This window comes from Streptomyces camelliae (genome assembly GCF_027625935.1).
GTDB classification, from domain to species: domain Bacteria; phylum Actinomycetota; class Actinomycetes; order Streptomycetales; family Streptomycetaceae; genus Streptomyces; species Streptomyces camelliae.
In genome coordinates, this window is record NZ_CP115300.1 from 8,683,839 (window position 1) to 8,705,261 (window position 21,423).

The window sequence follows — 21,423 nt, forward strand, 5'->3', positions numbered from 1 at the left end:
CATACTGGAGGTATGGCCATGCATCGGCGTGCGGGCCGGTCGCCGGGTGCGGCGCGGCCGGCCGGGACCGAGGTCCGGCCGCGAGCCTCGCAGCGGCGAGGGGCAGGCCTGCGCTCTCTCCTGAGCGTGCACAGCGTCGCCGGTCAGGTGCTCGTCCTCCAGGTGGGGGTCGTCCTGTTGCTCGTGGTCGCCGCCGTGGTGGCCCTGGTGCTCCAGGCCCGCAGCACGACCCTCCAGGACGCCAGGGAGCGCTCGCTGGTCGGCGCCGAGATGTTCGCGAACGCCCCAGGGACCCTGAGCGCCATGAAATCGGCCGACCCCAGTGCCCTGCTCCAGCCGCGCGCGGAGCAGGCCCGGAAACAGGCCAAGGTCACCTACGTCATCGCGTTCAGCCCGTCCGGCATCCGCTGGACCCACCCCGACCCGCGCCTCATCGGCAAACGCGTCGTCGGCACCTACGCGGACTCGCTGGCCGGCAAGGTGCACCAGGACACGTACGACACACCGGGCGTCGGCCGCGCCGTGGACACGATGGCCCCCGTGAAGGACCCAGCCGGCAAGGTCGTCGGCGTGGTGTCCGTGGGCATCACCGTCAAGAGCGTGAACCAGCGGGTGATGGGACAGATGCCGCTGCTGTTCGGCTCCGCCGCCGTCGGGCTGGCGCTGGTCACGGGCGGCTCGGCCCTGGTGAGCCGGCGGCTGCGGCGGCAGACGCACGGTCTGGAACCGGCCGAGATGACGCGGATGTACGAGCACCACGACGCGGTCCTGCACTCGGTCCGGGAGGGCGTGCTCGTCATCGACGGCGAGGGACGGCTGCTGCTGGCCAACGACGAGGCCGCCCGCCTGCTGGACCTGCCCGGGGACGTGACGGGCCGGCGCGTCACCGAACTGGGCCTGTCCTCGCCGGCCGCCGCGCTGCTGGCCTCGGGCCGGGCCGTCAGCGACGAGGTGGTCCTGGCGGGGGAGCGGCTGCTCGCGGTCAACGTACGTCCCACCGCCCCGCACGGCGGGCCGGGCGGCAGCGTGGCGACCCTGCGGGACACCACGGAGCTGCGCGCGCTCGCGGGCCGTGCCCGGGTCGCGCGGGAGCGGCTGCAACTGCTCTACGACGCCGGGGTGCGCATCGGCACGACCCTCGATGTGGCCCGCACGGCCGAGGAACTGGCCCGGATCGCGGTGCCCCGGTTCGCGGACTTCGCCACCGTCGAACTGCTGGACGCGGTACGGCGCGGTGAGGAACCGGACGGGGCGAACCCGACCGTGCACCGGGCCGCCGTGCACGGCATCCGGGACGACCATCCGCTGAACCCGGTGGACGAGGCGGTCACGTGGCCGGCGACGACGCCCCAGGCACAGGGGCTGCGCAGCGGCCGCGCCGTGCTGGAGTCCGATCTGCGTGCGGCACGCGGCTGGCGGTCGCAGGATTCCGAACGGGCGCGCCGCGTCCTGGACTTCGGGATGCGTTCCCTGATCACGGTGCCGCTCCGGGCCCGTGGCATGGCGTTGGGGGTGGTCGACTTCTGGCGCTCGGAGCAGGACGCCTCCACCGAGGAGGACCTGGCGGTCGCCGAGGAACTGGCTGCCCGTGCGGCGGTCGCGATCGACAACGCCCGCCGCTACACCCGCGAGCACGCCATGGCGGTCACCCTCCAGCGCAGCCTGCTGCCCCGCATCCTGCCCGAGCAGTCGGCCCTGGAGGTGGCCCACCGCTACCTGCCCGCCCAGGCCGGGGTGAGCGGGGACTGGTTCGATGTGATCCCGCTGCCCGGGGCCCGGGTCGCCCTCGTCGTCGGCGACGTCGTCGGCCACGGACTGCACGCCGCCGCGACCATGGGCCGGCTGCGCACCGCGGTCCACAATTTCTGCGCCCTCGATCTGTCCCCCGACGAACTGCTGAGCCACCTGGACGAGCTGGTCGCCCGGATCGACGAGAGCGAGAGCAACGACAGCGGTGAGAACGGCGGTGAGGCCACCCGGGGTGAGGGCGCGGGCGTCACCGGTGCCGGCTGTCTGTTCGCGATCTACGATCCCGTCTCCGGCCGGTGCACCGTGGCCCGGGCCGGCCATCCGGGACCGGCTCTCGTCGGCCCCGACGGCACGGTCACCTTCCCTGATGTTCCGGTCGCGCCGCCGCTGGGCCTCGGTGCCGGTCTGCCCGTCGAGACCGCCGAACTGGAGCCGGCCGAGGGTTCCCTGCTCGCCCTCTACACGGACGGGCTCGTCGAAGACCGCGAGCGCGACCTGGACACCGGGCTCGAACTCCTGCGAGGAGCCCTCGCACAGCCCGACCGGACACCCGAACAAGCCTGCCGGGCGGTCCTCGACGCCCTGCTGCCCGACCGTCCCCGTGACGACATCGCTCTGCTGGTGGCCCGGACCCGGCTCACGGACCCGGACCGGGTCGCCGACTGGGACGTGCCCGCCGACCCCGCCGCCCTCGCTCCCCTCCGCGCCGAGTGCGCCCGCCGGCTGGCGGCCTGGGGCCTGGACGAGATCTCCTTCACGACCGAACTCATCCTCAGCGAGCTCGTCACCAACGCCATCCGCTACGGCGGCGAGCCCATCCGGCTCCGGCTGCTGCTCGACGGGGACAGCTTGATCTGCGAAGTGGCCGACGGCAGCAGCACCTCACCGCATCTGCGCCGCGCCGCCACCACCGACGAGGGCGGCCGGGGGCTGTTCCTGGTCGCCCACTTCGCCCGGCGCTGGGGCGTGCGGTACATCGCCCGCGGCAAGGTCATCTGGAGCGAGCAGTCCCTGGAAGGCCCCGCCGCCGGGCCCGACGGTGATCTGGGTGACCTGCTGCTGGAGCTGGGGGACGTACCCCCGCTGTAACCCCCGCAGTGTTGCGCATGGCGAATCTCGGTGCACCATGCCAAACCAATGCCTGCATCTCCCTTGACAAGCCCGTGCCGCCGCGGAAAGCATGTTGCGTATAACGAAGAGCGTTGTGTTATTAGAGACAGCGAGCCACAGTGTTCGGCACCCGGAGGACCGGCATGAGGAGCATCACCGTCGTCGGCGCGTCACTGGCCGGTCTCAGCACGGTGCGCGCGCTGCGCGCGGAGGGCTATGACGGCGAGATCGTCGTGGTGGGCGAGGAGCGCCACACCCCCTACGACCGGCCCCCGTTGTCCAAGGAGTTCCTCAAGGGCGACCTCGACACCGACGCGCTCGCGCTCGGCGACGCGGACGAGTACGAGGAGCTGGGGGCGCGATGGCTGCTCGGCGAACGCGCGGTCCGGCTGGACACCGCGGCGCGCTCCGTGACGCTGGCCGGAGGGCAGGAACTGCGCACCGACGGCGTCGTCGTCGCGACCGGCGCGAGCCCCCGCACGCTCCCGGGCACGGAGGGCCTGGCCGGCATCCACACCCTGCGTACCCTCGACGACGCCCAGGCCCTGCGCGCCGATCTGCACAGCGGCCTGCCCCGGGTCGTCGTCATCGGCGCCGGCTTCATCGGCGCCGAGGTGGCCTCCACCGCCCACCGGCTCGGCCTCCACGTCACGGTCGTCGAGGCGCTCGACGTACCGCTGGAGCGCCAACTGGGCCGCGAGATGGGGCTGGTGTGCTCCTCGCTGCACAGCGATCACGGGGTCGGCCTGATCTGCGGCATCGGCGTGGCGGGATTCACCGGCGAGGAGCGGGTCACCGGAGTGCGGCTGGCGGACGGGCGGGTGCTGCCCGCCGACGTCGTCGTGACCGGGGTGGGCGTGCGGCCCGCCACCGACTGGCTCGCCGGCTCCGGCGTCCAGGTGGACGACGGCGTGGTGTGCGACTCCGGCTGCTCGACCAATGTGCCGGGCGTGGTCGCCGTCGGTGACGTCGCCCGCTGCCCCCACCCGTTCACCGGACGGCACGCCCGCGTCGAGCACTGGACCAGCGCCACCGAGCAGGCGACCACCGCCGCCCGCACCCTGCTGTCCGGGGTCTCGGCCCCCGCCCCGCTCACGGCCCCGTACTTCTGGTCCGACCAGTACCAGGTGCGCATCCAGCTCGCCGGACACGTCGCCCCCGGCGCCCAGCCCGAGATCGTCGACGGCGACCTCGACAGCCGCTCCTTCACCGCCGTCTACCGGCGCGAGGGCTCCGCCGTCGCCGTGCTCTCCCTCAACCAGCCGAAGCTCTTCAACCGGCTGCGGCGCACCCTCGTCCCGGCCGCCGTGGCCCTGACCTCATGACTCCCGTGACCTCCCCGCGCGCCGGTGCCCTGAGTGTTCCGCGGCATCTGCGGTACACCTGGGACCACGAGTGGCTGATCGTGGACGGGGGCAACGCCACCGTCGGCGTGACAGCTTTCGCCGTACAGGCCCTCGGCGAGGTCGCCCACCTGAGGCTGCCCGCGCCGGGTGCCTGGGTCGAGGCCGGTGAGGCCTGCGGCGAGATCGGGTCAGCGGCGGCCGTCAGCGCCGTGTACGCCCCCGCCTCGGGCGAGGTCCTGGAGGTCAACCCCGCGCTGGCCGACGATCCGGGCATCGTCAACTCCGCGCCCTACACGGCTGGTTGGCTGTTCCGGCTGCGGGTCGAGAACATCGCCGGCGCCCTGACCGCCGAGGCGTACGCCGCCTATTGCGACACCCGGGGAGACCGCCGATGACCTCGCCCCAGCGGACCCTGGCCGAGAAACACCCGCCCTGTCCGGGCCGGTGACCGACACAACCCTCCCGCAGGAGCGTGCGCGGGTCCTGCCCGGCACGCTTCGCCGACCCCACGGAGTGTGGCGTGGCAATCAGCGTCTTCGACCTGTTCTCCATCGGCATCGGCCCGTCCAGTTCGCACACCGTGGGCCCGATGCGCGCCGCCGGGATGTTCACCGCCCGGCTGAAGAAGGACGGCCTGCTCGCCCAGACCGCCGCGGTGCGGGCCGAGCTGTTCGGCTCCCTCGGCGCCACCGGCCACGGCCACGGGACCCCCAAGGCCGTACTGCTCGGCCTGGAGGGCAACGAACCGCACACGGTCGACATCGCCCAGGCCGAGCTGGACGTCGAGCGGATCCGCACGACCGGGCGCATCCGCCTGCTCGGCGCCGAGATCGGCCCGGCCCACGAGATCGATTTCGACGTCTCGACCCAACTGGTCCTGCACCGCAGGCGATCGCTGCCGTACCACGCCAACGGCATGACCCTCTTCGCCTATGACGCCGACGGTCTGCCGTTGCTGGAGAAGACGTACTACTCGGTCGGCGGCGGCTTCGTGGTCGACGAGGACGCCGTCGGCGAGGACCGGATCAAGCCCGACGACACGGTGCTCGCCCATCCCTTCCGCACGGGCGACGAGTTGCTGCGTCTGACGAAGGAGACCGGCCTGTCCATCTCCGCGCTGATGCTGGAGAACGAGAAGGCCTGGCGCTCCGAGGAGGAGATCCGCGCGGGCCTGCTGAAGATCTGGCGGGTGATGCGGGCCTGCGTCTCGCGCGGCATGTCCCGCGAAGGCATCCTCCCCGGTGGCCTGAAGGTCCGCCGGCGGGCCGCCGCGGCGGCCCGGGCGCTGCGCAGCGAGGGCGACCCGGCGAGCCGCGCGATGGAGTGGGTGACGCTCTACGCGATGGCGGTGAACGAGGAGAACGCGGCCGGCGGCCGCGTGGTGACGGCCCCCACCAACGGCGCGGCCGGCATCATCCCCGCCGTCCTGCACTACTACCTCGACTTCGTGCCGGGCGCCGACGAGGACGGAGTCGTCCGCTTCCTGCTCGCGGCGGGCGCCATCGGCATGCTCTTCAAGGAGAACGCGTCGATCTCCGGCGCCGAGGTCGGCTGCCAGGGCGAGGTCGGCTCGGCCTGCTCGATGGCGGCCGGAGGCCTCGCCGAGGTGCTGGGCGGCAGCCCGGAGCAGGTGGAGAACGCGGCCGAGATCGGCATGGAGCACAACCTCGGCCTGACCTGCGACCCGGTCGGCGGCCTGGTCCAGATCCCGTGCATCGAGCGCAATGGCATGGCCGCGGTCAAGGCCGTGACCGCCGCCCGGATGGCCCTGCGCGGCGACGGCCGCCACCACGTCTCCCTGGACAAGGTCATCAAGACCATGAAGGAGACCGGCGCCGACATGAAGGTCAAGTACAAGGAGACCGCCCGCGGCGGACTCGCCGTCAACGTCATCGAGTGCTGAGGAAGCGGGTGGGGTGGGCGGAAGGAGGCGCGTGAGGTGAGCTGGCATGTCCTGAGGCCCGGAGTGGTCCGCCCCCGCCGGGTCGCGATGCTCAGCGTGCACACGTCGCCGCTGCACCAGCCGGGCACCGGCGACGCCGGCGGCATGAACGTCTACATCGTCGAGCTCGCCAAGCGCCTGGCCGCCCTCGGCATCGAGGTGGAGATCTTCACGCGGGCCACCTCCGCCGGTCTCCCGCCCAGCGTCGCCCTCGCGCCCGGGGTCCTGGTCCGACACGTGACCGCCGGACCCTACGAGGGCCTGGCCAAGGAGGACCTGCCCGCCCAGCTGTGCGCTTTCACCCACGGCGTGACGCGGGCGTGGGCCGGTCACCGCGCCGGTCACTACGACCTGCTCCACTCCCACTACTGGCTCTCCGGCCACGTCGGCCGCCTCGCCGCCGAGCGCTGGGGCGTCCCCCTGGTGCACACCATGCACACCATGGCCAAGGTCAAGAACGCCTCCCTCGCCCGGGACGACACCCCCGAGCCCGAGCTCCGCGTGCGCGGCGAGACGCACGTCGTCCGGGCGGCCGACCGGTTGATCGCGAACACCGACACCGAAGCGGCCCAACTCCTGCGCCACTACGACGCCGACGACGGCCGGATCGCCGTCGTCCATCCCGGAGTCGACCTGGAGCGCTTCCGGCCCGACCCGTCGGGCGTGCCGGCCGGGCGTGCCGTGGCCCGGAGGAGTCTGGGGCTGCCGCAGGACGCGTTCGTCGTGCTGTTCGCGGGCCGCATACAGCCGTTGAAGGCACCGGACGTCCTGCTCCACTCGGTGGCCGGGCTGCTGCGCGAGCGGCCGTGGCTGCGTGAGCGGATCCTGGTGCCGGTCGTGGGCGGGCCGAGCGGGAGCGGGCCGGCCGAGCCTGAGGGCCTGCAGAAGCTGGCGGCCCGGCTCGGCATCGCGGACGTCGTGCTGTTCCGGCCGCCGGTCGCCCAGGACCGGCTCGCCGACTGGTACCGCGCGGCATCCGTGCTCGTCATGCCCTCCTACAGCGAGTCCTTCGGCCTGGTGGCCGTCGAGGCGCAGGCCTGTGGGACGCCGGTGATCGCCGCCGAGGTCGGCGGCCTGCCGGTGGCCGTACGCGACGGCGTCAGCGGCGTTCTCGTCCCCGGGCACGACCCCGTGGACTACGCCCGCGCACTGTGCCGCTTCGCCGACGTCCCCGCGCTCTCGGCGGAGATGGGCACGGCCGCGGCCCGCCACGCCCGGCGCTTCGGCTGGGACACGGCCGCGGCGGCGACGGCGGAGGCGTACGCGGCCGCGCTGCGCGAGCGACACCTTCACCGCTGACGCGCCACGGGGAGACGCCCAGGCCTGACGCTCCCGTACCGGAGTCCGGATCGCTCGACCGCCCCTGACCCGCTTCCGCGCAGCGGGCATCCTGGCCGGCGAGTCCGGGGCACCCGCCGCCCCCCCCCCCCCCCCCCCCCCCCCGCCCCGGTCTCATCCCATGCTGAGAGCGGTCCGCTCCGTACCGTCCTGCGCCCGCGACGCGCCCTCCTCGGCCGTCCGCCCGCGCAGTGCCGTCACCACCAGCAGCGCGGAGAACAGCGCGGCCGAGCCGCACACCACGAAGCCGATCGCGTAGCCGTGGCCGAGGGCGTCGAGAGCGTACGCACGGGCCGCGCCCGGCGGGGAGGCGGCGGGTACGGAGTTCAGGGCGAGCGGGCCGCCCTCGCGCAGCACCTCGTGGGCCGCCGCCTTCGACCCCGCGTCCAGCGACGACGAGGTGGCCAGTGAGGAGGTCACCCGGGACGCGGCCTGGCTCAGCGCGACCGCGCCGATGACCGCCGGGCCGAGCGTGAAGCCGAAGTCGCGCAGCAGGTTGGTCGCCGCGCTCGCCATGCCCGCGAGCGGCAGCGGCACCGTGTTGACGGCGGTCGCGGTGATCGACGACACCGTGAAGGCGAAGCCGATGCCGACCAGCCCCAGCGGCAGGATCAGCGAGGTCAGGTTCCGGTCACCGACGTCGAGCCCGGCGGCCAGGAAGTCACCCGCGGCGATCAGCGCCAGACCGGCGGTGAGCAGCGCCCGCGCGGGCAGCCGGTGCAGCAGCCGGGAGGTCAGCGGGGTGAGGACCGGGGTGATGCCGTTGAGCAGCAGGAACGCGAAGGCGGCGCGCATCGGGCTCTGGTGCTGGATGGGGCCGAGCCGGATGCTCGTCGCGTAGGCCGTGCCCAGGAAGCTGAACATGCCCACGACGGCGACCACCGACGCGATGGCGAAGGAACGGTTGTGGAAGAGGTCCAGGCGCAGCAGAGGGGAGCGGGCCCGGCGCTCGGCGGCCACGAACAGGCCCACGAACACCGCGGCGAGCACGAACGCCACGACCACCGGAGCCGACCCCCAGCCGTCCGTCGGCCCCTGGATGACGGCGTACAGCAGGGCGAACAGGCCGACGCCGATGGTGATCTGGCCGCCCAGGTCCAGCGAACGTCCTTCCGGCGCCCGGGAGTTGCCGGCGAGCCACAGGCTCACCAGCGCGCTGACCGCGGCCAGCACGGCGACCACCACGAACGCCGAGCGCCACGAGCCGTAGGTGCCGGTGATCCCGCCGAGCAGCGGGGCGAGGAAGCCGCCCGCCGACAGACTGGAGGCCCATACGGCGATGGCGCGGGCGCGTTCGGCGCCGGTGTGCGTGCCGGCCGCGATCATGGCGAGCGAGGTCGGGAAGAGCGCTGCGGCACCGAGACCGGCCAGCGCCTGCCCCACCCACAGCTGATGGATGCCGGAGGCGCTCGCGGCGACGACCTCACCCGCGCACAGCAGCGCGGCGCCGCCGACGAGGAGCCGCTTGCGGCCGAAGAGGTCGCCCAGCACGCCGAAGGTGAGTTCCAGGACGGCGACAGGCAGCAGGAACGCGTCGGAGATCCAGGTGAGTTGGGAGCCCACCGGGTGGAGGTGCTCCTGGAACAGGCCGTTCAGGGTGGCCGGTATGGCGAGGCCGATCTGGGCGAGGCAGACGGCGAGACACCCGGCGACGAGCGTGCCGAGGGGGAGCGAACCGCGCGGGGCGGCGGATGCGTCGGACATGAGCGGGTCCCAACGTCAGTGGTGGGCAGGGTGCGCCGGGCGGTCACGGCCGACCGTCAGGCGTGCCGGACGGAACGGGACGTAGGCCGCCCCGTCCAGACCGAGCGCGGTGGCGGACTTCTGGAGCGCGGCCGGGGTCGCGGCGTCGTCCCAGTGGCCGCCGGCGACGCGGTGTTCGAGCGCGTGCAGGGCGGCGACGGTCTCGGCGGTGGTGAACGTGCAGTGGCCCTGCCGCTCGACGTACGCCTGCCGCAGCAGCGCACCGTCCCCGGCCGCGCGCACCCGGTCGCCGAACTGCCGTTCCTGCTCGACCGGGACCAGGTTGTCGGCGACTGTGTGCACGTCCAGGAGGGGTACGGCGAGCCCCTGACCGGCGGAGGACGTGCGCTGCGCGGCACGGACCGCGGCGGGGTCGGCGGTGATCGAGGCGCCCCGGGTCAGGGACGCGAGGTCGGCGCGCAGGTCGAGCCCGGCCGCCTGATACAGGGCGCGGACCTGGGGGGCGTGCACGGATCCGGCGAGCAGACGGGCATAGTCGACGCCCTGGTTCCAGGAGTTGTTGCCACCGGCGGACTGCTCGACGGCGTACCGGCCGCCCTCGACGAACGACAGGATGCCCTGCGCGAACCACGCGTACTGCTGCTCCTCCTGGCCCGCCCAGTCGGCCGGGCCGGGCCGGTCCGCACCGGGCGCCCAGGCGGGCAGGTTGAGGAAGGCCGCGGCCAGCGCGATCCGGGCCCGGCCCTGCGGGGTGGCCTGGGCGGCCGTGACGGCGTCGGTGAGCCGCTTCGCGGTGGCGGCCGCGGCGTCGGCGGAGCCGAAGCGGACCAGGCCGACGTCCTGCCCCGGCAGCAGCAGCCGGGCGAGGGTGTACTCGGCGTCGAGCTGATAGTTGTCCAGGTCGGTGCCGCCCGCGACCAGGCCGCACAGCCCGAGCGCGCCGTCGACGCGACCGGCGCCGTCGCGGGCGATCTGCGCGTTGACGAGCCCGCCCATGGACTGGCCGACGGCCAGCGTGCGCCGGGGAGTGCCGATCCGGGCGGTGACGGCACCGAGCGTGGCGAACTGGTTGCGTTCGGCGCTGTTCAGGGCCCACATCGAGCCATGGGGGTCGTACGACGACCCGGTCATCGCGTAGCCCTCGGCGAGCAGTTCGGTGCGCACGGCGTCGGAGGGCGCGTCCCTGGCGACAGTGGGCCCGAAGCCGTGGCTGAACAGCAGCAGGGTGCCGTTCCAGCGGGCGGGCACGTCCGCGATCCAGGTGGCGCCGTCGGAGAGGGTGCCGGTCAGGTGGGAGGCGGCCGGCGCGTCGGCCTCGGCCGCGGGCGCTGGGGAGGTGGCGAGGGCCGTGGAGGCGAGGGTGGCCAGCGCGGCGAGGGCGATGCGCAGACGGGTACGGGCAGCGGGACGGCTGCTGTCGTGCATGACGTGGGCTCCTTCTGGGCGGCTGCGGAGCGGGGACGACGACATGGGCAGATGCTCAGTGCACTGAACGATGGTGCGAGGAATGTAGGGCTGATTTCTTACGGCCGTCAATGCGATGCACAACATTAGGTGCGGGCGAGTCCGTGCGGAGGTCCCGACGCGGGCGGAGTGCTACGCCACCGGAAGGGTCTCGATCAGCCGGCGCGCCGCGTCCCGGGCGGGTGCCTCCAGCAGGGCGTGCACGGCGCGGAACGTCCGCTCCGCCCCGGCCGCCGGCCAGTCCGCCGGCAGATGCTGCACCGGCAGCCGGGGATCGGCGCGGATGACCTGGAGCCACTCGGCGGTCAGCCGGAGGCGCAGCGCGAGGGCGTCCTCGCCGGCGAGGCCCGCGCCGCCCGCCGCGTACGGCCGCCAGGTCGCGTCGAAGTCCCGGTAAAGGGCGGCGAGTTCGGGCAGATCCCAGGTGTCGTCGATCATCTCGGCGATGTCCATGCCCGCGTCCGCGTGGGCACGGAAGACCTTCACGTGCGTGGTCAGACCCAGTTCGGCGACGATCCCGGAGACATCGACCTCGCCCGGCGCGATCCACAGCCCGCTGAACAGCGCCCCGAAGCCCGCCCAGGTCAACTGCGAGCGCAGATCGTGCCGTTGGCGCTGCCAGGACTCCGGCAGCGAGAACCCGAGCAGCGTCCAGGTGCCGTCCCAGTCCCGGTTGACCGCGCCCGTCTTCCAGATCCGCCGCTCACCGTCGCGCAGGATGGCCTCGGAACGGCCGGTGAGCCCGACATAGGTCCGCCGCCCCGCACGCCGCCGGCTCAGCAGCCCGCGCCCGACCATCCGGGTGAGCGTGGACCGGGTGGCCTGCTCCCCGACGCCGGCGCGCCGGAACACCTCGATGACACTCCCCGTGTACACGCACACACCGCGGCCCAGCACCTCGTCACCGAGGAAGCTGAGCAGGAGGGACTGGGGACGGGGGACGGGACTGGTCACGCGGATACAGTACGAGGCCCGCCTGCCGCTGACACACACATGATCGCCGGTCGCCCCGAGCGCCGCGTCAGTCGCCGGGCGCGGCGAGGCCGGTGAGGGCCGCGGCGATCTGGGCGAGGCGGGCGTGGTCGAGCGAGTAGAGAACGTAGTAGCCCTCGCGCCGGGTGGTGGTGAGCCCCGCCTGGCTGAGCTGCTGGAGGTGGCGGGAGATCACGGACGGGGACAGGCCGAGGAGGGTGGCGAGTTCCTGGGTGCTGCGGCTCTGCGCGGCGAGGCAGGAGATGATCTGCAGGCGTGGGGCGGCGGCCAGGGCCCGTAGCGCGGTGAGTGTCTCCGCCTGGCTGGTGGGGCGGGCGGCCGAGGCCGGCGCGAGGGGCAGGGCGGGATAGGTGATCCGCAGCGGCCAGGGAGCGTCGCAGGTGACGCGCACGTGGGGCCAGACGTAATGACTGGGCGTGAAGGTCACCGGGCGGGCCGGGGTGACCGCGATGTCGTGGTCGTGCGGACGGTCCAGGCGGAGCGTGCGCTGTCCCGGGTCGATGCGGATCTGCGGCACCAGGGTGCGCAGCATGGGGAAGACCCCCTGGTGGGCGATCCGCTGTCCGGCCTGGGCGATCGCCTGGTGCAGGGCGGGCTCGACGCGTTCCCACTCGGCCGCGAAGGCGGCACTCCAGTAGTCCTCCAGCGCGGTGAGCGCGCCTTCGAGGACCGGGAGCGGATCGGTGAGGACGGCGCTCAGGCGTGCGGCCCGGCCGGAGTCGCTCCGCCGGAGCCCGGCGAGGGCGGCATCACGGGTGCCGGCGTTCTCGACGAGGTCGGCTCCGCGGTAGCGGGTGGTGTCGACGAGGGTCTCGGAGAGTTCCGCGGCCACCTGCGCGGGCGGCAGGGCGCGCACGGCCGCGAGCTGCTCGGCGAAGTCCGCCTCGTGATCGTTCGCCAGGCTCTCGAACAGGGCCGGAATGTGGTCCGCCACCACGAAGCTGTGCTCGCGCAAGTGCCGGCGCAGCGCGACGGGCAGGCGTCGGCAGCGCCGCACCCAGGGCACGTGCAGGGTGTGGTGTCCGGGACGGGTGAGCGCGTGCCAGGAATGGACCGCTTCGAGCAGCGGGGAGAGGGAGAAGGCGAGATCCTCCTCGGCCGTCTCGCTGAAGCGCATCGTGATCACGATTGCATGATTTCACAATCAGTTGATCGGATCCGGCCGCGTCGTCCAGGCTCACCGGAGCAGCCATCGCCTCCACCAGCCGAAAGCCCAGGTCGCGCATGAGCACCCATGAGGAACCCTGGCAGGCCCTGCTCGACACGGACGGCAGCGCGTACACCGTCCACGAGCACGCCGCCGCCCACAGCGTCGCCGAACGCAAGGCACTGCCCTTCCCCTGGTCCCAGGCCGTCAAGACGCTCGCCTTCACCACCCCGCGGCTCCCGCTCCTGCTCGTGGCCCTGCGCGCGGACGACCGGGTCGACTTCGCCCGTCTCGCGGCCGCCGCCGGCATCGGCCGCGCACAGCTGCGTACGGCCGACACCGACCTGCTCACCGCGGCGGGACTGGTCCCCGGAGGCATCCCGCCGATCAGCCCCCGGCCCGGCGTGCCCTGCTGGATCGACACGGCCGTCGTCGCATCACGCGGGCCGGTCTTCTGCGGTGCCGGATCGGCCGCCCGCACCCTGGAGGTGCGGCCCGCGGTCCTCGCCCGGCTTCCGCGCGCGCACGTGGCCCTGCTGCACAAGTAGCCCGACAAGTAGCCCGGCGCACCGACGCACCGCCCCAGCCCTGAGGAGAAGACCGGCCCATGGTGTCCACGTCGAGCCTTCTGGCGTTCGCGGCGATGTGCTTCGTGGTGATCGCGATCCCGGGACCGAGCGTCCTGTTCGTCATCGGCCGCGCCCTCGCCCACGGCCGCCGCGCGGCGCTCGCCACCGTGCTCGGCAACCTCCTCGGCAGCTATGCGCTCGTCGTCATCGTGGCCCTGGGGCTGGGCCCCCTGGTCCAGGGCTCGGCCCACGTGCTCACCGCCGTACAGCTCGCCGGCGCCGCCTACCTCAGCCACCTCGGCGTCCAGGCGATCCGGCACCGCGACCGGCTGCGCGCGGACATGGCGGTCCCGGCGGGCCGGAAACGGGGCGATCTGCGCACCGTCCTGGACGGCCTCCTCGTCGGCGTCACCAACCCCAAGGGCCTGGTCTTCTTCGCAGCGGTCCTGCCGCAGTTCGTCCACTACGACGCCGGCGGCATCCCGGCCCAGATGATGATCCTCGGCCTGGTCCCCGCCGCCGTAGGACTGTGCTGCGACACCTTGTGGGGCCTGGGCGCCTCGGCCGCCCGCTCCTGGTTCGCCGCCTCGGACCGTCGCCTGTCGGCCATCGGCGCGGCGGGCGGCACCGCACTGATCGGCCTGGGCGTGCTCGTCGCCCTCACGTCCCGCTGAACGGCCGGGGTTCCCCAGGGCCGGAACTCGATACGGCTCGATGCGCCGCGGGGGTACGTTCGGCCCATGACGTGGTGGACGTACCTGGAGGACCGGACCCGCCGGGAGGTCGACGCGCAGGTGCTGGACGACCGCCCGCTTGCGGCGATGAAGGCCGTGTGGGAAGCGCTGCGGCCGCTGGGGCTGGGTGTGCGCGAGGCGGAAGAGGTGGTCCACGCGCGCTACGAGGTTCTCGGCGACCGGGTGAGGCACAAAGCACCCGATCCGCTCGACGTCCCCTCGCTGGCCGCCCGTGCCGCAGCCCACCCGGGTCGGGTGGTCGTGGTCGAGGCGCTCTGGGACGGTGACACCGTCCACGACTGGTTCGTGGACCTGGTCGCCGTCCTGGAGGAGCCGTCAGGGGAAGGCCATCTGGCGACCGTCCACCGCCGTCCCGGAGGGCCGCCGCCGGGCAGGATCGCCGACGAGGCCGGTCGCGCCCTGGCCGACCACCTGGGCGTGCCCTTCCACTTCAGCTCCCCGGACGTCCCTGACGACGAGGCGCCACGCTGGCGGGCGGTCAGCCGATGAGCGAGCGGAACTGCTCGATCGTACGGCGGCGCATCGTGAGGAACGCGAGCCAGGAACCGTCGGCGTAGTGCAGGCGGAAGCGGGCCATCAGCCGGGTGCGGGGCCGGCGTTCGACCCGGGCCACCCAGGCCCGCGGCACCTCCCACACCGGGGTGCCGTCCAGAGACCGGACCAGGCCGACCCGCTGGTCGGTCACGCGCAGCAGCAGCGCCCCTGAGGTGCCCGGCATCCCCGCGGCGATGCTGCCGGCTCCGCCGGACTGTGCGCCGACGTTGTGCATCAGCTGGTTCGCGACGACCCCGCCCACATTGATGCTGACGCCCTTGGCGCTGTTGGCGGGAACGACGCTGCCGTACCCCAAGAGCCGTTCACCGGAGGCCAGTTGACTGAGGGCGGAACGCTCGTGGAGGGCAGACATGCCCGTGATCACAGGCGACGAGCCGCCCGGGCCCTCCGTGCCGAGGGCACCCCCTGCCTTACGACATCGACAAGATGGGCGGTGTCTTCCAGGTGCTGGGACGTGCCCGGGATCGACTCCAGCGCCCCGAGCCGGACCACCGTCCCCTGGCCGTCCGCCCTCTGACCGTGAGGCGTCACGGCCGGTGATCAGACGCCGGCGAGCAGGGCGTCGAGTGGGGCCGGGACGCGGTCGGCGTCGAGGGCCTCGACGAGGACGCGGCCGTAGTGGATCTTGCGCCCCTTCTTCGTGCCGAGGAAGCGCCGCAACTGCTGCTGGGCGGTGCGGCGCTGCTGTGCGGGCTGGCGCAGGAAGGTCTGCAGGGCGCGCAGGTCGCCCTCCGCCTCGATGAGCTCCGCCATGTGTGTCACGCCCAGCGCGCGGATGAGCTCGTCCTCCAGATCCGCCGCGCAGACGAAGAACTCCCGCTGTGCCGCACCGGCGCGCTCGAAGCCGCGGGCGTAATAGGGGCGTTCCCGCTCGTCGCACAGTCCGGTGAGGCGGAGGTCCAGGCCGGTCGGCCCGAGAAGGCGGGTGTAACGGCCGACGCTCATGGCGCCGCCGATCGGCAGGAGGCAGACCCCTTCGGCTGCGAGGTCCCGGCCGCGCCGCGCCGCCAGCGCGCCGACCGCGGCGACGTCGCTCGGCCCTTCGAGCAGGACGGCCGTCCGGACGGACAGCCGCGCGGCCAACGCGCGCGCGGGCTCGCCGGGGCCGCCGCCCGCCCACGTGGTGATCGCGTCCCGGAACGCCCCCATGTCGGCCATGACACGAGTCTCCGCCCCGCGACGGCCGCCGCGCCAGGCACTTCACGCCGCGCCGTCGACGACCGCCGCGGGTGGGCCGGGACGCGGCAGGCGGCGCAAGCGGGGCCGGCCGCCCCCGAGGGGGGCGCCGGCCCCTGTGGTGCGGGTGTGAGCTCAGCTGAGGCCGAGGCTCGACAGTGCTGTCGTCCAGTCGGTCTCGATCGCGTTCTGGGCGTCCGCGAGGCTGACGGTGCCCGCGCAGACGGCCTTCTTGAGCTTGTTCTCGACGGTGTCCTTGTCGGAGGAGGTGTAGCCGCCCGTGTCGTAGCGGGGCTCGGGCCAGAGGTTCTGCTCGCTCGTCGGGTTACCGCCGAGTTCGAGGGGGACGAAGTGGTCCTCTTCGTAGTCGGCGGTGCTGGTGTCCGTGTAGCCGTACTCCACTATTTGCTTCTTCTTCAGCGCGGTGGTGTACGAACTGGAGGGCCGCACCGTCGCGGTCCAGCCGGAGACACAGATCGTGGAGTCGATGGTGTCCTGCGTGACGTCCGGGTTGAGGTCGCCGGGCTGGCAGGTGGGGTCGGGGAGGGGGAGGTAGGCCTGGCTGCACGACTGCGCGTGCGCGGTTCCGGTGGTCACTGCGAGCCCCGCCGCGGCGAGGGCGAGGGTGGACAGCGTGGTCACCAGGGGGCGCGCTATTCGGGACATGTGGGGGTCTCCCGGTGTGGTTGCCCGGCATCGTTCCGGGCGAGCATGAGCATGACATCACCAGCTCATCTATGCGGGTAGACCCCTTTGCTGCACCGGGTGATCCTTTGGTTGAAGATTTATCTAGAGCAGGGCGCCCCGAGGGGAACGCGTGGCCGGAACTTGGTTGTTGACGGAATGGCGGGAGCCGTGCCGGTCGGCGAACGGCGTCACTTCGGGCCGTAGTAGAGCCGGAGGAACTCCTCCATCGCTGCGTCGACGCCGGCGCGGTCACCGGTGGCGAGCAGATCGAGCAACAGGCCGCGGACGGTGGCGAGTCCGAGCCTGGCGCGGCTTCGGGCCGTGACGGGGTCCACCCCCGCGGCCGTCTCGGCGGCGACGAGCGGCTCCAGCCAGTCCGTCACGAGTCCGTCGAGGACCGGTACGGCCTCGGGGCGCCCCCGCAGCGCGTGCCCGCAGATCTCGAAGAAGAGCCGCTCTTGGCCGGCCAGTGCGGGATCCGTCAGCTGCCGCCACAGGCGTCGTGCGACATCGGCGGGGGAGAGGCCGGGCTCCGTGCGCAGGCGGGAGAGCTGATCGCGCCGGCATCGCTCCGACGTCCGGACGATCTCGACGAGCAGCTGTTCCTTGGAGCCGAAGTAGTGGATCAGCATGCGGTGACTGACACCGATCGCGGCGCCCAGGCGGCGCAGGCTCAGGTCGGCGATGCCATGTGCCGTGACGTGGTCGACGGCGGCGGCCACGAGCTGGGCACGCCGGTCCCCTGTGGTGCCATGTGCGGCGCTCCCGGGGTGCGAGTCGTCCGAGTCCGCCCCGTCGTTGATCCCGTCACGCGCCACGCCGGCAGTGTACCCATGGGTACACACCGCATGTACCGTGTGGTACATGAAGCCTGTCTCCGTGTCGATCGACGTACCGCAGACGCCCCAACAGGTCTACGACTTCCTGGATGTCATGGCTCATCACGAACGCTTCACCGACCACTACCTCGGCAACTGGCGATACGACGGGCCCGATCGCGGCATCGGATCGTCCGCCACGGTCACCGCCGCGCTGGGCGGCACGAGGACCGACGTCACGATCGAGGTGGTCGAGGCCGACGCGCCGCGGCGCATCGTCGAACGCAACGTCAGCGCGGCCGGCCGGCGCCTGGCGCACGGCACCTACACCGTCGAAGCGCTGGCGAGCGGTGGGAGCCGTGTGTCGTTCACGTACACCTGGGTGCGCGCCCCCCTCGCCGACCGTCTGCTGGCACCCGTCGTCCGGTCCGTGATGCGGCGCGCCAACCGCACGGTCATGCAACGGCTGGCCACCGAGCTGGCCCGCCATGTGTCCGCCGCCGGATCCTGACGTCGAGCGCGGATTTGGACGGTTGCTGGGGCCGTGCTGTACGTCCGTTGCACGGGCCCTAACCGGCGCGAAGCGAGTCTGGAGGCACTTCGACAGGCCGCTTGCGCAATGGAGTTCACCGTGAACCGTACGACCCGTACCCGCGCCTCCGTCATCACCGCCACCGCCCTCGTCGCCGCCGCCACCCTGACCGCCGGAGTGGGCGTGGCCGGAGCGAAGGACGCGCCGAAGCCCAAGGCGACCAAGGCACAGATCGCCTCCCTCTTCGACCGCTGGAACGACGCCCTGCGGACCGGCGACGCCGAGAAGGTCGCCGGCCTGTACGCGAAGGACGCCGTTCTGCTGCCGACGGTCTCCAACAGGATCCGCACCGACCACGCCGGGATCGTCGACTACTTCGAGCACTTCCTGCAGAACAAGCCGGTCGGCAAGAAGATCGAGTCGATCGTGAACGTGCTCGACCGCAACTCCGCGATCGACACCGGACTGTACGAGTTCACGCTCACCGACCCGAAGACCGGTGCCAAGAAGTTCGTGAAGGCGCGGTACACCTACGAGTACGAGAAGCGTGACGGCGTGTGGCTCATCGTCAACCACCACTCCTCGATGCTGCCCGAAGGCTGATCGCCACGCACAGCCCGCCGCTCGGGGCGTCCCGCAGGGCCACCGATCCGCCGTCGTCCGTCACCAACTGGCGTACGACGGCCAGTCCCAGGCCGGAGCCAGAGCGTCCGGTCAGGCCCTGGCCGCGCCAGAAGCGGTCGAAGGCCCGGGACTTCTCCTGGTCCGTCATGCCGGGACCCTCGTCCAGCACCGACAGCACCACCTCGTCGGTGCCGGACTCGACCCGGACGGTGATCGTGCCGCCGTCCGGGGAGACCTCCAGGGCGTTGGAGAGCACGTTGTCCAGCACCTGGTCCAGATGACCGGAGCCGGCCAGGACGACAGGCCCGCCGTCGGTCCGGCCCTCGGACGCGATGCGCACTCCGCGCTCGGCGGCAGCCGGCCGCCACACCGAGAGACGTTCGCGGACGATGTCGCCGAGCGGCAGCGGTTCCGCCGCCGTCACCTTCGCCTCGGCGCGGGCCAGCACCAGCAGGCCATTGACCAGGCGGCTCATCCGGACCACCTCGGCCGTCGCCTGCTCGAACGAGGCGACCAGGCGGCCGTTCGGCAGCTGGGCCGACTTGGGGTAGATCGCGCAGTTGCCCCGTCCCTTCAGACAGGGCTCGTTCCCGAGCTGGTAGAGGATCCCGCCCGTCGGGTTGTACGCCCGGGCGCCGGCCGTGGGTACGGTCACCAGCGCCACTGCCGTGAGGAACGTACCCAACACCGTTGCCGGTCTTCGTCTCCGCATGGCCCCTCCTTCGGGGATGACCAGGGATGACGCTCAGTTCTCCGGTGAAGTGACGAGGACGCGGACGTCCCACGCGCCGAGCTCCAGCTCGCTCCCCGACGGGATCTCGCCGCCGTCCAGTACGTCGGTCAGGTCGGCGGGGGCGGTGACACGGGTGGGTGCCCAGCCCCAGTTGTGCAGGACATGGACCCGTCGGCCGTCGGGGGAGGTGCCGGTGGTCGCGGTGACGGACGCGGGGAGGTCCCGCCAGCCGTGGCGCGCGGTGGGTGCCAGCCATGCGGCCAGGGCGCGGGCGAAGCCTCGGTCCGGAACGGTGCCGACGCAGGTGATCCGGCCCGCGCCGTGCCGGCGGGTGGTGACCGCCGGCCAGCGGCCGAAGTGCGGATGCTCGTACGAGACGAGCACGTCGGCGTCCGTGACGACGAGGCCGTCCGCCCACCGCGTGGCACGCGCGTGCTCCGGCAGCCGGAGCGGGCCGCCCGCCGTGCCGCGGACCGAGAGGTCGTGGACGAGGTTGCTGAACTCGTCGTACCGCACGCCCGCGGCGTCGGCGAGCCGGCCGGGCGCGGGTGCGAGCCGGGCGCGGGCCTCGTGGTCGGCGTAGGCGGTCCGCGGGCCCAGGACGAGATGGCCGCCGGCCCCGGCGTAGGCGGCGAGCCAGTCGACCGTGCCGTCGTGGGCGAGGTACAGGCCCGGGACGAGCAGCACCGCATGCCGGCGCGCCGCTTCCTCGGGGGCCATGCCCTCCCGGTCTCCGAGCGGGTCGTGCAGCTGCCGGGCGTGGATGACGCGCACCTGGCGGCCGGCGTCGAAGGCGCCACGGTAGAAGGGGTCGAAGATGCCGTCGTAGGCCGTCGGGTCCGGGGCGCCGTCGGCGGTCGCGAGCGGGGGGTGCTTCTCCATCAGCCACTTGCTCGGCGTCGAGTAGACCATCGCGAGGTCGGCGTCCGGTTCGAGACCCGCGACGAGTGCGCCCGCCTTGTCGAACTCGGCGCCCAGCCGGGCGAGTTCGGCGTGGACACGGCCGGGCTGTCCGCTGTGCGGCAGGACACCGCCCCAGTACGTCTCGGCACCGAAGCGCAGTGTCTGCCACTGCCAGTACTCGATCATCCGTGCCCCGCGCGCCACGTGCGCCCAGGCGGCCTGCCGCCACTGGCCGTCGTAGGCGGGACGGTTGTCCCAGGCGAAGCCGATGGAGCCCGCGTTGGTCTCGGTCACCAGGAAGGGTTCCTGGCGGGAGGAGAACATCCAGTCGGCGGTCCGGTACATCGCCCAGACGCCGGTCGTCTTCCAGATCTGTCGGTGGTCGTCGGGCGTGGGGTCGGGGAGCAGGAGGCCGTCCTGCATGTCGTAGTACGGGTTGCCGGAGGCGATGTCGAGCACGGCGGAGAGGTCGTCGTCCCGCACGCCCTGGCGGGTGTAGGAGACGCAGGTGGTGACGAACTGTCCGGGGCGGGCGTACTCGCGGACGATGCCGGCCTGCCAGCTGATGAACTCGGTGACCTGGCGGGCCTGGAACTCCCGCCAGGCGACGTCGTACTGGGGCTGGGCGTTGCCGTCCGGGGTCCACAGATCGGCCCAGTCGGTCAGCCGGTGGGACCAGTACACCAGCCCCCATTCCCGGTTGAGGGTCTCCACGTCCCCGTAACGGTGGCGCAGGTGGTCCACGAAGCGCTCGAAGACGCCGCGGTTGTGGAAGAGGTGCAGGCCCGGTTCGTTGTCCACCTGCCAGCCGATGACCGCGGGGTGGCCGGCGTACCGGGCGACGACCTTGCGGATCACCCGCTCGGCGTGGAAGCGGAAGGCGGGATGGGTGAAGTCGGCCTCCTGGCGCCCACCCCAGCCGATGCGCCGGCCGGTCGCCTGCTCCCCGGCGATCTCCGGGTACTGGCGGGCCAGCCACGGCGGTACGGCGTACGTCGGCGTGCCCACGACGACGGAGATGCCGCGCTCCTGGGCGCCGTCCAGCACCGGTTGCAGCCAGTCGAGTTCGAAACGGCCGTTCTCCGGCTCCCACGTCGACCAGACCGACTCCCCGACCCGGATGACGCTGAAGTGCGCCTCCGCCATCAGATCGAGGTCGGTCTTCAGCCGTTCCTCGGGCCGCAGCCCGGGGTCGTAGGCGGGCGTGTACTCGTGGTAGTACGCGGCACCGAAGAGGACACGGGCGGGCAGATCCGCCATGAAGGGACCTCCTGAGGA

Annotated in this window: 19 protein-coding genes and 1 pseudogene; 10 read left to right on the forward strand and 10 right to left on the reverse strand. The window is 72.8% G+C overall.

All coding sequences use genetic code 11. From position 1 onward, the window contains the following. Positions 1-18: 18 nt before the first annotated feature. From O1G22_RS39885 to mshA, 5 genes are all read left to right on the forward strand, one after another. Positions 19-2,838 carry a SpoIIE family protein phosphatase gene (locus O1G22_RS39885; RefSeq protein WP_270086659.1) on the forward strand — a complete coding sequence of 940 codons (2,820 nt, stop codon included), beginning with the start codon at positions 19-21 and terminating at the stop codon, positions 2,836-2,838. A gap of 164 nt (positions 2,839-3,002) precedes the next feature. Further along, the gene (locus O1G22_RS39890) at positions 3,003-4,184 is read left to right on the forward strand and encodes an NAD(P)/FAD-dependent oxidoreductase (protein ID WP_270085779.1); all 1,182 of its coding nucleotides are present in this window, start codon (positions 3,003-3,005) and stop codon (positions 4,182-4,184) included. After that, positions 4,181-4,600 (forward strand): glycine cleavage system protein H, encoded by a 420-nt coding sequence (locus O1G22_RS39895; RefSeq protein ID WP_270085780.1) that lies wholly within the window; start codon positions 4,181-4,183, stop codon positions 4,598-4,600. Before O1G22_RS39890 ends, O1G22_RS39895 begins: the two co-directional genes overlap by 4 nt. Positions 4,601-4,725: 125 nt before the next feature. After that, positions 4,726-6,108, forward strand: coding sequence for an L-serine ammonia-lyase (locus tag O1G22_RS39900; protein ID WP_270085781.1), 1,383 nt, complete (start codon positions 4,726-4,728; stop codon positions 6,106-6,108). 87 nt (positions 6,109-6,195) lie between these two features. Further along, positions 6,196-7,446, forward strand: a complete 1,251-nt coding sequence (gene mshA, locus O1G22_RS39905; RefSeq protein ID WP_270086660.1) for a D-inositol-3-phosphate glycosyltransferase — start codon at positions 6,196-6,198, stop codon at positions 7,444-7,446. 153 nt (positions 7,447-7,599) lie between these two features. On the opposite strand, the gene O1G22_RS39910 is transcribed toward mshA, so the two are convergent. The 4 genes from O1G22_RS39910 to O1G22_RS39925 all read right to left on the reverse strand — a co-directional run bounded on the left by O1G22_RS39910 (position 7,600) and on the right by O1G22_RS39925 (position 12,763). Beyond that, complete coding sequence (locus tag O1G22_RS39910) at positions 7,600-9,189, reverse strand: MFS transporter (RefSeq protein WP_270085782.1); 1,590 nt, start codon at positions 9,187-9,189, stop codon at positions 7,600-7,602. A gap of 15 nt (positions 9,190-9,204) precedes the next feature. Continuing rightward, positions 9,205-10,614 (reverse strand): alpha/beta hydrolase, encoded by a 1,410-nt coding sequence (locus O1G22_RS39915; protein WP_270085783.1) that lies wholly within the window; start codon positions 10,612-10,614, stop codon positions 9,205-9,207. A gap of 171 nt (positions 10,615-10,785) precedes the next feature. Then, positions 10,786-11,613, reverse strand: a complete 828-nt coding sequence (locus O1G22_RS39920; protein WP_270086661.1) for a PaaX family transcriptional regulator — start codon at positions 11,611-11,613, stop codon at positions 10,786-10,788. Positions 11,614-11,674: 61 nt separating this feature from the next. Further along, a complete protein-coding gene (locus O1G22_RS39925; protein WP_270086662.1) occupies positions 11,675-12,763 on the reverse strand; it encodes an ArsR/SmtB family transcription factor in 1,089 nt (362 codons plus the stop codon). A gap of 107 nt (positions 12,764-12,870) precedes the next feature. Between O1G22_RS39925 and O1G22_RS39930 the strand changes: the two genes are divergently transcribed. The 3 genes from O1G22_RS39930 to O1G22_RS39940 all read left to right on the forward strand — a co-directional run bounded on the left by O1G22_RS39930 (position 12,871) and on the right by O1G22_RS39940 (position 14,606). Continuing rightward, positions 12,871-13,341 (forward strand): aminoacyl-tRNA deacylase, encoded by a 471-nt coding sequence (locus O1G22_RS39930; protein ID WP_270085784.1) that lies wholly within the window; start codon positions 12,871-12,873, stop codon positions 13,339-13,341. Between the two features lie 59 nt (positions 13,342-13,400). Then, positions 13,401-14,036 carry a LysE family translocator gene (locus tag O1G22_RS39935; protein WP_270085785.1) on the forward strand — a complete coding sequence of 212 codons (636 nt, stop codon included), beginning with the start codon at positions 13,401-13,403 and terminating at the stop codon, positions 14,034-14,036. A 66-nt stretch (positions 14,037-14,102) separates the two neighbouring features. Beyond that, positions 14,103-14,606: a hypothetical protein gene (locus tag O1G22_RS39940; protein WP_270085786.1), complete on the forward strand. Its 504-nt coding sequence runs from the start codon at positions 14,103-14,105 to the stop codon at positions 14,604-14,606. Here O1G22_RS39940 and O1G22_RS39945 read toward each other — a convergent pair. The 4 genes from O1G22_RS39945 to O1G22_RS39960 form a co-directional block, all read right to left on the reverse strand. Then, positions 14,596-15,024, reverse strand: coding sequence for a hypothetical protein (locus O1G22_RS39945; RefSeq protein WP_270085787.1), 429 nt, complete (start codon positions 15,022-15,024; stop codon positions 14,596-14,598). The genes O1G22_RS39940 and O1G22_RS39945 overlap by 11 nt on opposite strands. A 188-nt stretch (positions 15,025-15,212) precedes the next feature. Then, positions 15,213-15,830: a TOPRIM nucleotidyl transferase/hydrolase domain-containing protein gene (locus O1G22_RS39950; RefSeq protein WP_270085788.1), complete on the reverse strand. Its 618-nt coding sequence runs from the start codon at positions 15,828-15,830 to the stop codon at positions 15,213-15,215. A gap of 153 nt (positions 15,831-15,983) precedes the next feature. Then, positions 15,984-16,514 carry a hypothetical protein gene (locus O1G22_RS39955; protein WP_270085789.1) on the reverse strand — a complete coding sequence of 177 codons (531 nt, stop codon included), beginning with the start codon at positions 16,512-16,514 and terminating at the stop codon, positions 15,984-15,986. A 209-nt stretch (positions 16,515-16,723) separates the two neighbouring features. Then, positions 16,724-17,353, reverse strand: coding sequence for a TetR/AcrR family transcriptional regulator (locus O1G22_RS39960; RefSeq protein WP_270085790.1), 630 nt, complete (start codon positions 17,351-17,353; stop codon positions 16,724-16,726). A gap of 46 nt (positions 17,354-17,399) precedes the next feature. On the opposite strand from O1G22_RS39960, the gene O1G22_RS39965 reads away from it, so the two are divergent. Beyond that, positions 17,400-17,864 (forward strand): SRPBCC family protein, encoded by a 465-nt coding sequence (locus O1G22_RS39965; RefSeq protein ID WP_270085791.1) that lies wholly within the window; start codon positions 17,400-17,402, stop codon positions 17,862-17,864. A 108-nt stretch (positions 17,865-17,972) separates the two neighbouring features. Beyond that, a complete protein-coding gene (locus O1G22_RS39970) occupies positions 17,973-18,488 on the forward strand; it encodes an SgcJ/EcaC family oxidoreductase (protein ID WP_428986453.1) in 516 nt (171 codons plus the stop codon). On the opposite strand, the pseudogene O1G22_RS39975 reads toward O1G22_RS39970, so the two are convergent. Next, positions 18,454-19,011, reverse strand: a pseudogene (locus tag O1G22_RS39975) (sensor histidine kinase); the annotation flags it as partial. The gene O1G22_RS39970 and the pseudogene O1G22_RS39975 sit on opposite strands and share 35 nt — an antisense overlap. 243 nt (positions 19,012-19,254) lie before the next feature. After that, on the reverse strand, positions 19,255-21,405 hold the full coding sequence (locus O1G22_RS39980) for a beta-galactosidase (RefSeq protein WP_270085793.1): 2,151 nt from the start codon (positions 21,403-21,405) through the stop codon (positions 19,255-19,257). Positions 21,406-21,423 lie beyond the last annotated feature (18 nt).

What these genes read in the sequence shown, in the direction of transcription:
- O1G22_RS39910 (WP_270085782.1), bottom strand. Translation starts at nt 9,189, where the DNA reads ATGTCCGACGCATCCGCCGCCCCGCGCGGTTCGCTCCCCCTCGGCACG.
- O1G22_RS39930 (WP_270085784.1), top strand. Translation starts at nt 12,871, where the DNA reads ATGAGCACCCATGAGGAACCCTGGCAGGCCCTGCTCGACACGGACGGC.
- O1G22_RS39895 (WP_270085780.1), top strand. Translation starts at nt 4,181, where the DNA reads ATGACTCCCGTGACCTCCCCGCGCGCCGGTGCCCTGAGTGTTCCGCGG.
- O1G22_RS39935 (WP_270085785.1), top strand. Translation starts at nt 13,401, where the DNA reads ATGGTGTCCACGTCGAGCCTTCTGGCGTTCGCGGCGATGTGCTTCGTG.
- O1G22_RS39980 (WP_270085793.1), bottom strand. Translation starts at nt 21,405, where the DNA reads ATGGCGGATCTGCCCGCCCGTGTCCTCTTCGGTGCCGCGTACTACCAC.
- O1G22_RS39970 (WP_428986453.1), top strand. Translation starts at nt 17,973, where the DNA reads ATGGAGTTCACCGTGAACCGTACGACCCGTACCCGCGCCTCCGTCATC.
- O1G22_RS39955 (WP_270085789.1), bottom strand. Translation starts at nt 16,514, where the DNA reads ATGTCCCGAATAGCGCGCCCCCTGGTGACCACGCTGTCCACCCTCGCC.
- O1G22_RS39950 (WP_270085788.1), bottom strand. Translation starts at nt 15,830, where the DNA reads ATGGCCGACATGGGGGCGTTCCGGGACGCGATCACCACGTGGGCGGGC.
- O1G22_RS39940 (WP_270085786.1), top strand. Translation starts at nt 14,103, where the DNA reads ATGACGTGGTGGACGTACCTGGAGGACCGGACCCGCCGGGAGGTCGAC.
- O1G22_RS39965 (WP_270085791.1), top strand. Translation starts at nt 17,400, where the DNA reads ATGAAGCCTGTCTCCGTGTCGATCGACGTACCGCAGACGCCCCAACAG.
- O1G22_RS39925 (WP_270086662.1), bottom strand. Translation starts at nt 12,763, where the DNA reads ATGCGCTTCAGCGAGACGGCCGAGGAGGATCTCGCCTTCTCCCTCTCC.
- O1G22_RS39885 (WP_270086659.1), top strand. Translation starts at nt 19, where the DNA reads ATGCATCGGCGTGCGGGCCGGTCGCCGGGTGCGGCGCGGCCGGCCGGG.
- O1G22_RS39945 (WP_270085787.1), bottom strand. Translation starts at nt 15,024, where the DNA reads ATGTCTGCCCTCCACGAGCGTTCCGCCCTCAGTCAACTGGCCTCCGGT.
- O1G22_RS39890 (WP_270085779.1), top strand. Translation starts at nt 3,003, where the DNA reads ATGAGGAGCATCACCGTCGTCGGCGCGTCACTGGCCGGTCTCAGCACG.
- mshA (WP_270086660.1), top strand. Translation starts at nt 6,196, where the DNA reads ATGCTCAGCGTGCACACGTCGCCGCTGCACCAGCCGGGCACCGGCGAC.
- O1G22_RS39915 (WP_270085783.1), bottom strand. Translation starts at nt 10,614, where the DNA reads ATGCACGACAGCAGCCGTCCCGCTGCCCGTACCCGTCTGCGCATCGCC.